Genomic DNA, 14,153 nt, shown 5'->3' with positions numbered 1-14,153 from the left:
CAGCTTCAATGTATAGGCAGTCTACTTGACGTTTTTCTCCCACCGGCAACGTAACAGAATCCGGGCAATACTTATGCACAATATTCTTGACGGTCTGACGACTATGAATCCCGATATGTTCGAAACTATCCAGGGTCGCTTGATAAGAATGCTTACTGGCCTTCTCGTAAATGGCTGCCTCTAAATCTAGATCCACGCGCTGGTGAGGTGTGAGCGATAAGTAATCATCCAATAAGTAGCAGAACTCACCCGTTTGCTTATCTTTGTAATAACGCCTTGAAAGTTTGATATCACCGATCAGTGTGGAGATTGTTTTTTCATCATGGCTACGATGAACGCGATATCTTGCTTTTCTGCCAGGGCTTTCAAAAATCGATTCCTCTATCGTTGCACAGAGATCTTCTCCTAAATCGACTGAGAGTTGACGCATCGTATCGCGAATGGTTTTGATACACGTTGAAAAGTCTACTTCACCTTGAATCGCTTGATGATATAAATCTGTCATCATTTTACTAATTTCTTGCATAACTTGTGTTACAATATTCATGGATAACCCTCTAACTTTCTGTGTGTTTTGGTTACTAACAGTATAGCAGAGGGTTATCTTTTTTGCTTTTAGCTTACCAACAGTTATTTTACACTAAGTTTCATTATCTTTTAAAAAATCAAAATTTCTTTTCATAAAAAAAGTATGGTACCATATTGATAATTCTTCACGAGGAGGTAGCATATGTCTTACGATGTCATTGTAGTTGGGGCCGGCTCAAGCGGATTGATGGCAACCATTCAAGCTGCACGTCAAGGAGCCCGTACCTTATTAATTGAGAAAAATAAACAAGCTGGGCGTAAATTATTACTGACGGGTGGTGGGCGTTGTAATGTTACCAATCGTGCTACCCCTGAAAAGTTGATTCAACATATTCCTGGAAATGGAAACTTCTTATATAGCGCCCTTAGCCAATTCGACCCGAGCGATATTATTCAATTTTTTGAAGCATGTGGTGTCGAACTGAAAGAAGAGGACCACGGACGGATGTTTCCCGTGACGGATCGATCGCGCACGATCTTAGATACGCTATTACAGCAACTGCATGACCTGGATGTAGCAATTCGCTACGATGCCCCGGTTCAACGCTTATTAATTGATTCAAACCACCATATTCAAGGCGTTCAACTAAAATCAGGCGAGAAAGTTCATAGCGCTGCGGTGATTCTTGCCACAGGTGGTAAGACTTATGCTGCGACTGGGTCGACTGGAGATGCCTATGGTTGGCTAAAACAGGCCGGTCATACGATTACTCGTCTCTACCCTACAGAAGTCCCGCTATTATCGGAGGATGCATGGATTAAAGACCGAAGCTTAACAGGTACCCCGCTTCGCGATGTGAACGTTACGGTATGGAACGGAGAAATCGGCGAGACCACCATTGTGGCCCATCGGATGGATATGATTTTTACGCACTTTGGCTATTCAGGACCGGCAATCTTACGTTGCAGCGGCCACGTCAATCAATATCTCCATCAACATCCCAACCAGACTTGTCAACTCTCAATTGATTTAACGCCGGATCTTACATCACAAGAACTTGAAGCGATGGCAGAAGCACAGCGTGATAAGCAATTGATTAGCATCCTGAAGCAATGGATGCCTGAGAAAGTAGGGCGCGTTATTAGCGAACAAATCAATGTTGCGGCAGACTTACCATATAAACAACTCACCCATTCCCAAGTCGCTTCGTTATGGCAAATCATTAAACAATTCCCGATTACGGCTTACGGCAGCCAACCGCTGAATAAAGCTTTTGTAACGGGTGGTGGGGTTGCGACGGATGAGATTCAACCGCGTTCGATGGAGAGTAAACTCGTTAGCGGACTGTACTTCTGCGGTGAATTAATCGATATTAATGGCTACACCGGGGGCTATAATATTACTGCCGCTTTTGTCACCGGTTCTGTGGCTGGACAGCACGCTGCTTGGCAAGCTATGAGTGCTACGCAATAAACCTGCATCCCTTAATTATCATTAATGGCATATTAATAGCCCGTCCTTCATATTTAAAGAACGGGCTTTATTCTATGACTTAATTATTCTGCATCGGTCGCTTCTGTTTCTTCAACTTCAGTTTCAGCTTCCGAATCAGCTTCAGCGTCATTTCCTTCTAATTCAGCAGGATCGCCGACTTGTGGATTCGAGACGATTACCACACCGTTGACAATTTCAACCTCTGCTGGGATTTTGTTCCAAGTTTTTAATTCTTCCAAAGTAATATCGTATTTATCCGCGATATCTTGTAGCGTTTCTCCTGGAACGACTTCATGAATTAACGGATTTGGATTGGACACAATCAGTAGCTTATCAGTTTCTGGTGCGACATTTTGGGTTAATTCATTCCATAACATAATCCATTGTTCTGTTGTATTGTATTTAACAGCGATATCGTAAAGTGATTCGCCTTCTTCAACTTGATGGATTTGTGGAACTAAGGCTGGGTTCGATACAAAGAGTTCTTGACCTTCCGTTAAGACAGTATCCGTCTTAAGTCGGTTCCAACGACGTAATTGTCTTGGACGTAATTCGTATTGTTCAGCAATTGATTCAACCGTATCTTCTGCTTGAACGACATGAATCGCTGGTCTTGCACGAACGGGTAAGTCCGCAACACGCATTCCATTCACACGTAGATTACTTTTTTCTGGACCTGCAATGCCATTTTCACGTTTTGCACTTGCATTCGGATTATGATCGGATGCAGGTTGAGTTTCACCATCAGCAGTTGCTTCGGTAGCTCCTTGTGAACTTGTTTCGCTTGAAGGCGTATTAACAGGACCTTGAGTTGGGACCACCGATAAGCGATCTCCTACATTTAACCAATCAGAGCTAAGTCCGTTCCAAATATATAGATCCGTTACGGTAACACCATAAGCCGCCGCGATGCCAGAAAGCGTATCGCCAGGTTGAACGGTATGAATTCCATTAGTTGCATTGGCTGTTGGCGCAGGTTGCCATTCTTGTACCGATGAACTTGGTGCTACTGCACCACCAGGCACATAAAGTGGCATACCAGCAATTAACCAGTCGGATTGTAAATTATTTGCAGCCATTAATTCATGAACGGTAATGCCATTCGCTGCCGCAATACCAGAAAGCGTATCGCCAGGTTGAATCACATAGTTCCCTGATGCTGCGGGTGCTGTTGTATGGGATGAGCCACTCGATACTGGACCTGATACAGAAAGCTGCGTACCCGCGTAGATCCATGAGCTACTCAAGCCATTCCAGCTCATCAATTGATCGACCGAAATACCATAGGCATTCGCAATACCAATTAATGTATCACCTGGTTGAACGGTATAAATTCCACTGCCACTCGCAGTACCAGACTGAGATTCCCCTTCTGAACTGCCGCTAGGAATAGTTAATACTGTCCCAGGCATCAACCAGTCGCTACTTAAGCCATTGGCTGACATCAATTGATCGAGTGAAATGCCGTATTGGCTCGCAATCCCCAATAGATATTCGCCTGATTGAACGGTATGTGTTGTTTGAGCGTATGTTGGGGTGAGTGATGTTAATAACAACGCTGATGATAAGATCGTTGCTGTAAGTTGGTTTTTCATATATTTTTTCATATCCGTCTCTCCTCGTCGGTATTTATAAATAAAGTCTCATCATCATTGTATCATCAATATTAGATAGAATAAACTAAAACCCTATTAAATCTCAAAATGTAATCTACTCGCAATATTATTGTTGAAAGGCTTGTCGCTTCACCTTAAAATCTGGGCTGAGCCAGAAATTATTAACCGGTTCGCTCAGACGATAATAACGTGTTCGCAACCGTGGTAGCTCACACCTTGCAATCTGATCAATTCCTTGAGCTTCAGGCGAGCAGACATAAGCATCGATCTTATCTTGGAAAACTCCACAGTACGTTGTTGGACGTTGATGACCAAAGAACGACAAATCAGCAATAAACACATCTCCCGCTTGAACTTGAGATGAATTGATAGGATGTAAGAGGACACCTTCTAAATGTAAAATAAAAGACATATCACCATGAATACACCCATCAGATAAGAATTTTCCTGCTACCAAACTGGCGAGTAAAGCACTAGCACTATCGTAGGCGTCCGGCCCAAAGCGTTCCATTGGATCACTCGCATAGCTCACTTTCCCCACTCGCTCGGCATACCATTGAATCATGGCTGTTCGACTTGACATGCTTTCCCCTCCGTTCTTTTCACTTTCTATTTTACCATTTTTGAAGCTAAAGGGTGTAGCAAATCCCCCGTCGGTTGAAGAAGATAATAGGTGCCGGCAAAGTATAAATAATCTGATTGCGGCTGAATAACGGTTCCCTCTTGAATCAACGGCTCTGGATTTGCTGGTTTTTGAGGGGATGTTGTGGTGAGCAAAGCAGCTCGACGCTCTTTGAGCTTTTGTGCTAATGCCGTCCGAAATTGGCTCATTTCTTCACCCGTATAGCCCGGGCATAGTGAGTTATTATACACTTCCCAATGGCCTACGACTGCCTGAGCTGGTAAATCAAGTCGTATCAGTAAATCCAGTGTGATCATTTCACGGCTTTGGATTTGAGCTGAACTGTAATTATCACGGTGATTGGCTTCGACTGAGATATGGACTGTATCTTGGTTATGGTGGGCGACACCCCAAGTGATCCGCTCCAACCGGTAATTTTGATAGATCTTACCTTGGCTATCAATATAATAGTGATAACCCCCACGGCCCCATCCATGCGCAGATTGCCAGTAACGTTCATGATCAGAAATCTTCCGGTCGAGTTCGCGCGCTACCGCAGTATAGTGCCAAACAATACGTTTGATATCCGATAATTTACGGTCTTGCTGCTGTCCCCCGAGTGCCTCATCAAGCCGCGAGTAAATTACGATCGATTGATCGTATTGTTCCAATTGGTGACGTTGGATTAGCTGAATCAATTTTTGACCATAATGTGGATCTGTTGCATACGTCCCCGTTAAGGCTTGCGCTTGATCGTCAATACTTTGGGCTTGAATTACCTGACGGTAATAATCTTTACGGTAAGGGGTTGAGTTCACAAATTGTGCATGGTCGGCCACGCTCTGTTCTAACGATTCATATTGACGAAATGCGGCTTGTTCCAACTTCGCTTGCCCTTCTAGCACTTCTAAACTCTCCTTCGTATAGGTATTCCCTTGCCATGGCGTGGATGCTTTAATCCCAAAGTAATTATGCGCCTTTAGAGCAAGTTCAGACCGACCATAATCTGATTCCAAACAAGCTTGCGCGATACGAATACTCGGATATAATGGACTCGAAAAGCTTTTTACCACCGGTGCGATGGTTTCAATAAATTGTTTTTCTTTAGACATTCATTCAACCTCCATCTTAAAATTTGGTCCAGGACCATCTTATAGACGAAGGCGAAGCTTAGAATGGACAGCGTATCACCCGACTTTTATCAATAAATATTAAAACCTGAGTAAGACATCTTCGCTTACTCAGGTTCATTATTTAGTCAAATTGACGCGAACGTTCGATTAAATACTCTCGGAATTTTTCCGCTGTCTCTGGATGGTTAAGTCCATAGTCAATGCACATCCGCATGTAGCCGATCTTATCTCCGACATCATAGCGATGACCGTTTATTTTTTGTGCAAAGACGCGTTTCGTTTGATTGAGATGTTGGAGTGCATCCGTCAATTGAAGCTCGTTATCAACTCCCAGTTGTGTCCGCTCTAGAATTGGAAAAATCTCAGGTGTTAAGACATACCGTCCCGCAATCGCTAAATTACTTGGCAGGTGCTCTTTTTGTGGTTTTTCTACAAAATGATTGACTTGGTATAACTGTTCATAACCTGTCAGATGCGCTGCCTCTCCATCGATAAATCCATATTTCTGTGCGTCTCGTTCCGGTACTTCGACGACCGCTAGACACGGCGCTTTTAACTCACTATAGAGGTCCATCAATTGTTTAGTTACAGGCACTTCACTTTGAATAATATTATCGCCGAGTAAGACAACAAAAGGTTCATTATTAACAAAAGACTTTGCATGCAAAATCGCATCTCCTAAGCCACGCGGGCTCGCTTGGCGTGCGAAAAATAAATTCGCCTTAGTGGTCGATTGGGCTAATTCCAACAGCTCAATTTTCCCTTTAGCCCGAAGATTTTCTTCAAGTTCGATATTGGCGTCAAAATGGTCTTCGATCGACCGTTTTTGTTTCCCCGTAATAATTAAGATTTCTTCAATCCCCGATTCAAACGCCTCTTCCACAATAAATTGAATAACCGGCTTATCAACAATTGGTAATAACTCTTTCGGTTGTGCTTTCGTTGCAGGCATAAAATTCAGCCCGTAACCTGCGGCTGGTATGACCGCTTTACGAATTGTACGCATCGTTTCCTCCTACTGATTTGATTTCATTAAATAAATTCTTGGGCGATTTGATACGGTGTATCGCTACTTAGAATCACTTGTAATTTTAAGCGCGCTTTGATACCACTCAGCCCTTTGGCAAAGATTACTCCTTGCTCGGCAAGTTGTTTACCGCCGCCTTCATAATCATAGACATCGGCTGGAATACCGTTAAAGGATCTAGATACCATCACAACTGGGATATCTTGCGCTAGAATTTGGTGCAAGCCGGGTAAGATGGCAGGCGGAACGTTCCCAGCTCCAAGCCCTTCAATGACCAATCCTGAAATTGGCTGGGTCGCTAAAAATTCAAACAAACGACCTTCCATTCCAGCGTATAGCTTGATGAGCGGAACATCGGCTCTCACATGCTCGATGGGGTAATAGTCTTGATGAATTAATTTTTGGAAATAAAACACTTCATTTTTGCAAATAATTCCTAACGGACCGAAAGTCGGTGTCTGGAACGTTGCCAAGTTGGTAGTGTGGGTCTTGGTCACATACATCGCCGAGTGCACTTCATCGTTCATTACAACCGTGACACCTTTGTTGCGCGACTCCGGACTCGCTGCCACAATAATAGAGCTACGCAAGTTTGCCAGACCATCCGCTCCGATTTCGTTGCTGGAACGCATCGCTCCGGTAAACACAATCGGTTCTGAAATATCTAATGTCAGATGACAAAAATAGGCCGTCTCCTCTAACGTATCCGTTCCGTGAGTGACGACAATACCATCCACTTCTTGATGGTGCTTCTCAATATATTGCGCTAACTCTAACATATGCGCCGGCGTCATATGTGGGGATGGGATATTATCAAAGTCGACGATTTCTAACTCAGCGAATTCATCCAATTGATGAGGTAAGACATTGAGTGGGTTCTCACTAGTCGGCATGACCGATCCGGTCGTCATATCGTTGCTCATCGCAATCGTGCCGCCGGTATTAATAATCATAATTTTACACATTTGATTTCCCTTCTTTCATCGGTAGTCTCAATTTTAAAATTTCAGGTGTAATCGATATCAACTAGACTATACCACAAAATGTTTCGATAGAACACGTCGAGCTGTATTTTTATAAAATGTCATATTTTTGCCTTAAAATACGTGAAACATCCTTCATCTATTTATTTTTTGGATATTGTGACATCCCGAAAACCTTGTTACGACTGCTTTTTCAAACTGTCGCACGATAAAAATGAAAAAACTTTCATTACATTGAAAGTCTGTGCTTCCCCTCGTATAATCGAATCATTCATTATTTTTAGAAGAGGTGTTATATGAAAAACAAACGTTCAATTTTAGCTTTATTAAGTGTGAGCCTACTTGCTGCTCCGATTGCCATTAATCAACCATGGGTTACAGCCCATACGCAAGATGAATCACACGATCACGATCACGACCACGACCACGACCATGATCATGACCACGATCATGAGAAAAAAGATCACCAACATGGAATTTTTGAGGACAAAGATGTTAAGGAACGTGAACTATCCGACTGGGATGGTGAATGGCAATCTATCTTCCCTTATCTAACCGCTGGCGATCTTGACGAAGTGATGGCTCACAAAGCAGAACATGATGACAAGATGACAGCAGAAGAATATAAAGAATATTATACAAAAGGCTATGAAACAACGATTGATAAAATCGATATTCATAGCGAAGATCATTCAATCACTTTCCATGAAGGTGAAGAAAGCTATGTAGGTTACTACGAAAGCGCTGGACACGAAATTTTAACCTATGAATCAGGTAAAAAAGGCGTACGCTATTTATTCACAGCAACAGACCAATCCGACGAAAAAGCGCCAAAATATATTCAATTTAGTGACCATGAAATTGCGCCAACCAAAGCACATCATTTCCATATCTTTATGGGCAACTCAAGTCACGAAGAAATCTTAGAAGAAATGGAAAACTGGCCAACTTATTATCCAGCGAACTTAACGAAAGAAGAAATCGTGCACGAAATGTTAGCTCATTAATTTTTTCCACCTCCCTAGGAAAGAATCACACCCTCGAACCTTATCGGATTCGAGGGTGTTTTTGATTCGGCAAGAAATTTTTAAGCAGTTCTTTTTAGATGGTATTTTTCAATTTGCCTTTGAAATCGTCAATCGATGTGTAGCCATACTCATCCATAATAGCTTTTAACTCTTCTTCCAAACGTGCAAAAATCGCAGGTCCTTCCTGCAATAATGCGGTCCCGACTTGGACCATTGAAGCACCACATAACAGATGCTCAAATACATCTCGCCCGCTAGTAACACCACCTGTCCCGATAATGGCGATATCGGATTTTAATCGTGTATAGAAGGCGCGAACATTCGCTAAAGCGGTCTGCTTAATCATCGCACCACCCAATCCGCCATAACCTTGCTTCGGCGCAATGGTTACCGCATCTTGCTCAATGACTAAACCATTGCCAATGGAATTGATGGAATTGACATAAGTGAGCGGATATCGGTTCAAAATCTCGGCCATTTGGTCAAAATGTGATACGTCAAAGTAGGGTGGTAATTTTACTCCGAGTGGCTGGTCGAAGTAACTAAAAGTTCGGTCTAAAATTCGAGCTGTCGTTTCAAAATCGTATCCGACTTGCGGTTTACCAATCACGTTGGGACAAGATAAATTAAGCTCGACCAACCCGTGATAATCGCTCTGATGCACTCGTTGCATGATGGTTTCAATTTGATCTTCGGCTAGCTCGGTTACCGATAGAAAGAACGCGCGATTTGGATGAGTTGCTTCAAAATTCGCTAGAGCCGCTAAATAATAATCAATGCCTTCATTCGGTAGGCCACTTGAGTTGATGCTGTTGGGACCAAAGTGATGAACACGTGGTAATGGATTCCCCTCTCGAGGAGCCAGGGTAGCTGTCTTAGTGACAAAGGTTGCTGCTTTCGACTTGACCAATGCTTCGAGTTCATCCACCGTCGAACACCAAACGCCAGAAGCATTCATCATACACGAATCGAACGAATCATTTCCAATGTTTGTCTTTAATGTCATCTTATTTTACCCTTTCTTTGTTTGAATAAAACGAGAACCTGGTTGATCAATCGGGATAGCGGCAAGCCAGTCCGGTACGTCATCCGCTTCGTAAGTCGCAATGGATAAGGTTGTCGCCGCAAAAATTGGCACTTCAATTTGATCACGTCCTGAGCGATTGACAACGCAGGCGATGCCGACAACTTTGCCGTCAAGAGATTCAATCAATTCACGACATTCAAGCGATGATTTGCCCGTTGTAACAACGTCTTCAACAATTAAGACACGTTGACCTGGATTGATTTTAAAGCCCCGACGAAACGTCATCTTTCCATCTTGGCGCTCGGCAAAAACACTTTCCATATTCAATTGGCGCGCTAATTCGTACGATGCAATTACGCCGCCCATTGCAGGACCACATAATAGATCGAATGAAATATCCTCTAACTGTGATGCTACAACTGACATAATTTGCGCTGCCAAGTCAGGCTGTTGGAACAGTCTTGCACATTGCACATAAGTATCAGAGTGCTTGCCAGATGATAATAAGAAATGCCCTGTTTGAAGTGCTCCGGCAATTTTTAACAATTCCAGTACGTTAATCTCCGTCATATTTTATTCCTCCTCTAAGCTCGTTCAATCGTTGCGATCATGTGTTTCAGAGCTTGGCGAGCATAATAACTCATGCGCTCCTCGCCGTCCGGATAATCTCGAAAGGCATAAATAATGCTGCGCGAAGCGTTGACAATCGAGTGCCCTTGATCACCTAAATAATCTCGCACTGCTCGTGGATCTGCTCCTTGTGCGCCATACCCCGGAATTAAGAATGGAATCTGTTGATAACGTTGGCGTAATGCTGAAATATCTTCGACTTGTGTCCCACCAAGAACGAAGCCAATATTACTGGCACCCGATTCTCCTAAGTAATCTTGCGCTAATTTCGCTAAATCATCCGCCACTTTTAAATAAAGTGGTTGCCCGTCTACCCATTGATACTCAATATCTTTAGCTCCAGGATTGCTCGTTCGGACTAGAACAAAAATCCCTTTTTGATGATCTTGCAAGTATGGCAAGTATGGCATTAACGTGTCGTAACCCATGTAAGGATTCAATGTCACCCAATCTACTTCAAAATCACCGCTAAAGTGTGCCTGCGCATAAGCTTGAGCGGTCGAATCGATATCCCCTCGCTTAATATCCCCAATCACGAGGCAGTCACGTTCTTTAGCATATTGAATCGTCTGATGGTAGGCTTTTAAACCCGCCAAACCATGCGCTTCGTAAAAGGCGATTTGTAATTTAAAACATGCAGCTAAATCATAGGTCGCATCAATCATTTGACGATTAAAATCAAATAGACGCTCACTTACCGTTCCTTCTGTCGGCAACCATTCTAACCTTGGATCTAATCCCACACAGACAAAAGATTTGGCTTGAATTGCCGCTTGCAGACGATCAATACTCATTAATATCCCTCCGATATTTCACTTCTCCGTTAACTACTGTCGTTGTAACGACACCTTTGAATGTTTCCCCCATCATCGGGGTATTTTTAGATTTTGACCGGATTGTATTGGGTTGAATAGTCTCTGATTGTGCTAAATCAACGAGCACCAAGTCAGCATCATAACCAACTTCGATTCTCCCTTTATTCACTTCCAATATCTCAGCTGGACGTTGACTCATCACCCGGGAGACAAGTTGTAAATCTTGGCCATATTCTTCAACTAGTACTTTATAGACAACTTGAAAGGCTGTCTCTAACCCAATCATTCCCGGTGAACCGTTTAATTTATCTTCCACTGAGTGCGGCGCATGATCCGTTGCAACACAGTCAACAGCTCCACGAATCAAGGCCTCCACTAAGTAACGACGGTCTGCTTCTTCTCGAATTGGCGGGTGAACTTTATAATCCAGTCCACTGAGATAGAGATGATGCGGCGTGACTTCCATCGTCACCGGATAGCCTTGGGCTTTGCCATATTCAACCGCTTTACAAGCATCAATCGTTGACACGTGGCAGAAGTGAACGCGCGCCCCTGTTTTTCCAGAAAAATAAACATCTCGCATTGTGTGAACGTCCTCTGCATAGCGATAATCAATCTCTGAAAGCTCTCGGTCTTCTTCGTGAATCATTAACCCTTTCCCTAATTGTTTGATTCGTTCAAACAATTGAAAGGTTACTTTATTATTTTGTAGGCCAAAGCCATCATCGGAAAGAAATTTCACCGATGCTGGGAGATGATCTAAATCTACCCACTCTTCTCCTTTTAATCCTTTCGATATCGCATAATTTTGATAAATTTGAATCAAGTCCAAGGCGTTTGCTCGCTCTACAATATCTTGATAGACTTCATTATTATCAACGGTTGGTTTCGTATTCGCCATCAAAACTACCGTGCCATAACCGCCTTTAAGAGCCGCTTGAGTCCCTGTTGCTAAGTCTTCTTTATACGTTAACCCTGGATCTCTAAAGTGTGCATGCAGATCCACAAAAGCTGGCATCACTACTTGACCCGTTGCATCGATTACTTGGTCGGCTTCTAAATTTAAGCCAATCGCTTGAATCTTCCCTTGATCGATTCGCACATCGGCCTGGACCGTCCGTTGGCCGTCTACCAGCGTTCCACCTTTAATTACAATCATGATTTGACCATCTTCCCTTCATAGTAATGGTCACAATAATCGCAGCGATATAGACGTGTTTTTTCATTCTCTAAAGTAAAGCGTGTTGTAATGTAACGCTCGTGGTTTGAGATGCATCGTGGATTATGACATGCTAGGACTCCTTCCACATGTTGTGGTAAGACAATTTCTTGTTTCGAGATGAGTTGCTCATTTTCAATCAAATTAACGGTAATACGATCACTAAAAAGTCCTAAAATATCTAAATCGATGTCGAGGTGGTTTTCAATTTTGATTAAATCTTTCTTACCCATTAATTGCGAATCAACATTCATAATTAAAGCCGCTTTAAAATCAGAATGATGTAAGTTCAAAAATTTAAAGATTCGATACCCTTGTCCAGGTTGGATATGATCTATCACGACACCATTTTTAATCGATGTTATCTGTAGCATGGTCAACCTCCAATAAAGTTAATAATAAAGCCATCCGAACATAAACGCCGTATTGTACTTGTTTGAAATAAGCTGCACGCGGGTCTTGATCCACTTCAGGATGAATCTCATTCAGTCGTGGCAATGGGTGTAAAATGGCTAAGTCCGACTTAGCGTGTTCCAATGTTTTTAAATCTAAGATGTTGGTGTCTTTCAGTCTTTCATAGTCCGCTTCGTTAAAGAATCGCTCTTTTTGTACTCGGGTCATATACAGCACATCGAGTTGGTCGATGACCTCTTCTAATGTCTCGGACTCGGTATAAGTTATGTGATGTTGATCTAAAATATTTTTTATATAGTCTGGAATTTTTAACTCGGTAGGTGAGATTAATACAAAATGATTCGCATCATACTCGATGAGTGCTTGAATCAATGAATGCACGGTTCGCCCAAACTTTAAGTCGCCACAAAAACCGACCGTTAAATGATCGAGTCGTGACTTTGTTTCTAAGATGGTAAGTAAATCGGTTAACGTCTGAGTGGGATGTAAATGCCCGCCATCTCCAGCATTAATCAACGGAACCGTCGCGACTTCGGCAGCCAACGTTGCGGCACCTTCATGGAAGTGACGCATCGCAATGACGTCCGTGTAACAAGAGACGGTTTGGATGGTATCCGCTAGTGTCTCGCCTTTGGTTGTTGACGAGGTTGCTCCACTTTGAATACCGAGGCAAGTCCCGCCTAGGCGTTGCATCGCCGATTCAAAACTGAGGCGTGTCCGAGTTGAAGGCTCAAAAAAAAGCGTCCCTAAAATTTTTCCATGACATAAATCAGAAAAATTATCAGGACACTCTGTAATCGAATGTGCTAATTGCAATAATTGATTCAATTGTGAAGACGAGATATCGCTTAAAGTTGTAAAATGCTGTAGTACCATATTTCACTGACTCCTTCCGTTTTTCCTCTCAAAAGATTACACGGAAATATCTGTCCCGTCAAAGCATTCTTTAAAATAATTCGAATTCATTTATTTAATGTTCGTGTTTTTACATATCATCCGCTCGGTAACAACGTTTCTTCGTGACTTAACAATTGATTAGTCGTGAAACGCGCTCTCTTAAATCCGGTACCACTTCTTTTTCAAACCAGGCATTTTTCTTTAGCCAACGTCCGTTTAACGGTGAAGGATGAGGGATTGGAAAGAAGGTTGGTAAATATTCCTGGTAATGTTGAACAGTCTGAGTTAAGGTCTTATAGCGGCGTTTGCCGAGATAATGCGCTTGAGCATGTGCACCCGCTAAAATAATAAGTTCAACCTCGTTCAATTGTTCTAAAATTAAGGGATGCCACTTTTCTGCAAATCCCTTACGAGGAGCTAAGTCTCCCGTCTTCCCTTTGCCTGGGAAATAAAAATCCAGTGGCAATACAGCAATTTGGCCACTTTGATAAAATTGTTCTTCAGATACCCCAAGCCATTCTCTCAATCTATTCCCACTTAAATCATCAAAGCAAACACCTGAAGCTTGAGCACGAGCTCCTGGTGCTTGACCTACAATAACCATACGCGCTTCCAGCGGCGCTTGAAAAATCGGACGCCAGCCTTGCGATGTATAAGGATGGTTCGCAGGATCTTGTTGGATTTGCTGTGCAATTTTTTCGATTTCATTCACTTTAATC

15 protein-coding genes are annotated in these 14,153 nt (G+C 42.7%); 2 read left to right on the top strand and 13 right to left on the bottom strand.

What is annotated here, in order from left to right:
* On the bottom strand, positions 1 to 547 hold a 547-nt coding region (locus HMPREF9707_RS05935), incomplete at its 3' end, for a UPF0236 family transposase-like protein (protein ID WP_006701793.1).
* Between the two features lie 183 nt (positions 548 to 730).
* On the opposite strand from HMPREF9707_RS05935, the gene HMPREF9707_RS05930 reads away from it, so the two are divergent.
* Positions 731 to 2,002 (top strand): BaiN/RdsA family NAD(P)/FAD-dependent oxidoreductase, encoded by a 1,272-nt coding sequence (locus tag HMPREF9707_RS05930; protein WP_006701792.1) that lies wholly within the window; start codon positions 731 to 733, stop codon positions 2,000 to 2,002.
* A gap of 83 nt (positions 2,003 to 2,085) precedes the next feature.
* Here the strand turns inward: HMPREF9707_RS05930 and HMPREF9707_RS08560 are convergent, their stop codons facing one another.
* From HMPREF9707_RS08560 to HMPREF9707_RS05905, 5 genes are all read right to left on the bottom strand, one after another.
* Positions 2,086 to 3,630 carry a lytic transglycosylase gene (locus HMPREF9707_RS08560; RefSeq protein ID WP_006701791.1) on the bottom strand — a complete coding sequence of 515 codons (1,545 nt, stop codon included), beginning with the start codon at positions 3,628 to 3,630 and terminating at the stop codon, positions 2,086 to 2,088.
* 115 nt (positions 3,631 to 3,745) lie between these two features.
* The gene (locus HMPREF9707_RS08555; RefSeq protein WP_006701790.1) at positions 3,746 to 4,222 is read right to left on the bottom strand and encodes a peptidoglycan amidohydrolase family protein; all 477 of its coding nucleotides are present in this window, start codon (positions 4,220 to 4,222) and stop codon (positions 3,746 to 3,748) included.
* Between the two features lie 26 nt (positions 4,223 to 4,248).
* Complete coding sequence (locus HMPREF9707_RS08760) at positions 4,249 to 5,373, bottom strand: glucosaminidase domain-containing protein (RefSeq protein WP_006701789.1); 1,125 nt, start codon at positions 5,371 to 5,373, stop codon at positions 4,249 to 4,251.
* A 142-nt stretch (positions 5,374 to 5,515) separates the two neighbouring features.
* Entirely contained in the window at positions 5,516 to 6,400 is an 885-nt protein-coding gene (gene galU, locus HMPREF9707_RS05910) for a UTP--glucose-1-phosphate uridylyltransferase GalU (protein WP_006701788.1), read from the bottom strand.
* 26 nt (positions 6,401 to 6,426) lie between these two features.
* Positions 6,427 to 7,386, bottom strand: a complete 960-nt coding sequence (locus tag HMPREF9707_RS05905) for an asparaginase (RefSeq protein WP_006701787.1) — start codon at positions 7,384 to 7,386, stop codon at positions 6,427 to 6,429.
* Between the two features lie 314 nt (positions 7,387 to 7,700).
* Here HMPREF9707_RS05905 and HMPREF9707_RS05900 point away from each other — a divergent pair, with 314 nt between their 5' ends.
* Positions 7,701 to 8,411 carry a metal-binding protein ZinT gene (locus HMPREF9707_RS05900; protein WP_006701786.1) on the top strand — a complete coding sequence of 237 codons (711 nt, stop codon included), beginning with the start codon at positions 7,701 to 7,703 and terminating at the stop codon, positions 8,409 to 8,411.
* A 94-nt stretch (positions 8,412 to 8,505) separates the two neighbouring features.
* On the opposite strand, the gene HMPREF9707_RS05895 is transcribed toward HMPREF9707_RS05900, so the two are convergent.
* From HMPREF9707_RS05895 to HMPREF9707_RS05865, 7 genes are all read right to left on the bottom strand, one after another.
* Entirely contained in the window at positions 8,506 to 9,438 is a 933-nt protein-coding gene (locus HMPREF9707_RS05895; RefSeq protein ID WP_006701785.1) for a dihydroorotate oxidase, read from the bottom strand.
* A gap of 6 nt (positions 9,439 to 9,444) precedes the next feature.
* Positions 9,445 to 10,029, bottom strand: a complete 585-nt coding sequence (pyrE, locus tag HMPREF9707_RS05890; RefSeq protein ID WP_006701784.1) for an orotate phosphoribosyltransferase — start codon at positions 10,027 to 10,029, stop codon at positions 9,445 to 9,447.
* 14 nt (positions 10,030 to 10,043) lie between these two features.
* Positions 10,044 to 10,883, bottom strand: a complete 840-nt coding sequence (gene pyrF, locus HMPREF9707_RS05885; protein WP_006701783.1) for an orotidine-5'-phosphate decarboxylase — start codon at positions 10,881 to 10,883, stop codon at positions 10,044 to 10,046.
* Positions 10,873 to 12,063: a dihydroorotase gene (locus HMPREF9707_RS05880; RefSeq protein WP_006701782.1), complete on the bottom strand. Its 1,191-nt coding sequence runs from the start codon at positions 12,061 to 12,063 to the stop codon at positions 10,873 to 10,875. The genes pyrF and HMPREF9707_RS05880 overlap by 11 nt, the downstream gene beginning before the upstream one ends.
* Entirely contained in the window at positions 12,060 to 12,497 is a 438-nt protein-coding gene (locus tag HMPREF9707_RS05875) for an aspartate carbamoyltransferase regulatory subunit (protein WP_006701781.1), read from the bottom strand. Before HMPREF9707_RS05875 ends, HMPREF9707_RS05880 begins: the two co-directional genes overlap by 4 nt.
* On the bottom strand, positions 12,475 to 13,413 hold the full coding sequence (pyrB, locus tag HMPREF9707_RS05870) for an aspartate carbamoyltransferase (protein WP_006701780.1): 939 nt from the start codon (positions 13,411 to 13,413) through the stop codon (positions 12,475 to 12,477). The genes HMPREF9707_RS05875 and pyrB overlap by 23 nt, the downstream gene beginning before the upstream one ends.
* Positions 13,414 to 13,561: 148 nt before the next feature.
* Complete coding sequence (locus tag HMPREF9707_RS05865; protein WP_006701779.1) at positions 13,562 to 14,146, bottom strand: uracil-DNA glycosylase family protein; 585 nt, start codon at positions 14,144 to 14,146, stop codon at positions 13,562 to 13,564.
* Positions 14,147 to 14,153 lie beyond the last annotated feature (7 nt).

The sequence above is a fragment of the Falseniella ignava CCUG 37419 genome, from assembly GCF_000301055.1.
Classification (GTDB): Bacteria; Bacillota; Bacilli; order Lactobacillales; family Aerococcaceae; genus Falseniella; species Falseniella ignava.
This window is presented reverse-complemented; position numbering and strand designations above follow the sequence as displayed.

Coding starts and splice junctions, on each gene's coding strand:
- HMPREF9707_RS05930 (WP_006701792.1), top strand. CDS start 731: ATGTCTTACGATGTCATTGTAGTTGGGGCCGGCTCAAGCGGATTGATG.
- HMPREF9707_RS08560 (WP_006701791.1), bottom strand. CDS start 3,630: ATGAAAAAATATATGAAAAACCAACTTACAGCAACGATCTTATCATCA.
- HMPREF9707_RS08555 (WP_006701790.1), bottom strand. CDS start 4,222: ATGTCAAGTCGAACAGCCATGATTCAATGGTATGCCGAGCGAGTGGGG.
- HMPREF9707_RS08760 (WP_006701789.1), bottom strand. CDS start 5,373: ATGTCTAAAGAAAAACAATTTATTGAAACCATCGCACCGGTGGTAAAA.
- galU (WP_006701788.1), bottom strand. CDS start 6,400: ATGCGTACAATTCGTAAAGCGGTCATACCAGCCGCAGGTTACGGGCTG.
- HMPREF9707_RS05905 (WP_006701787.1), bottom strand. CDS start 7,386: ATGTGTAAAATTATGATTATTAATACCGGCGGCACGATTGCGATGAGC.
- HMPREF9707_RS05900 (WP_006701786.1), top strand. CDS start 7,701: ATGAAAAACAAACGTTCAATTTTAGCTTTATTAAGTGTGAGCCTACTT.
- HMPREF9707_RS05895 (WP_006701785.1), bottom strand. CDS start 9,438: ATGACATTAAAGACAAACATTGGAAATGATTCGTTCGATTCGTGTATG.
- pyrE (WP_006701784.1), bottom strand. CDS start 10,029: ATGACGGAGATTAACGTACTGGAATTGTTAAAAATTGCCGGAGCACTT.
- pyrF (WP_006701783.1), bottom strand. CDS start 10,883: ATGAGTATTGATCGTCTGCAAGCGGCAATTCAAGCCAAATCTTTTGTC.
- HMPREF9707_RS05880 (WP_006701782.1), bottom strand. CDS start 12,063: ATGATTGTAATTAAAGGTGGAACGCTGGTAGACGGCCAACGGACGGTC.
- HMPREF9707_RS05875 (WP_006701781.1), bottom strand. CDS start 12,497: ATGCTACAGATAACATCGATTAAAAATGGTGTCGTGATAGATCATATC.
- pyrB (WP_006701780.1), bottom strand. CDS start 13,413: ATGGTACTACAGCATTTTACAACTTTAAGCGATATCTCGTCTTCACAA.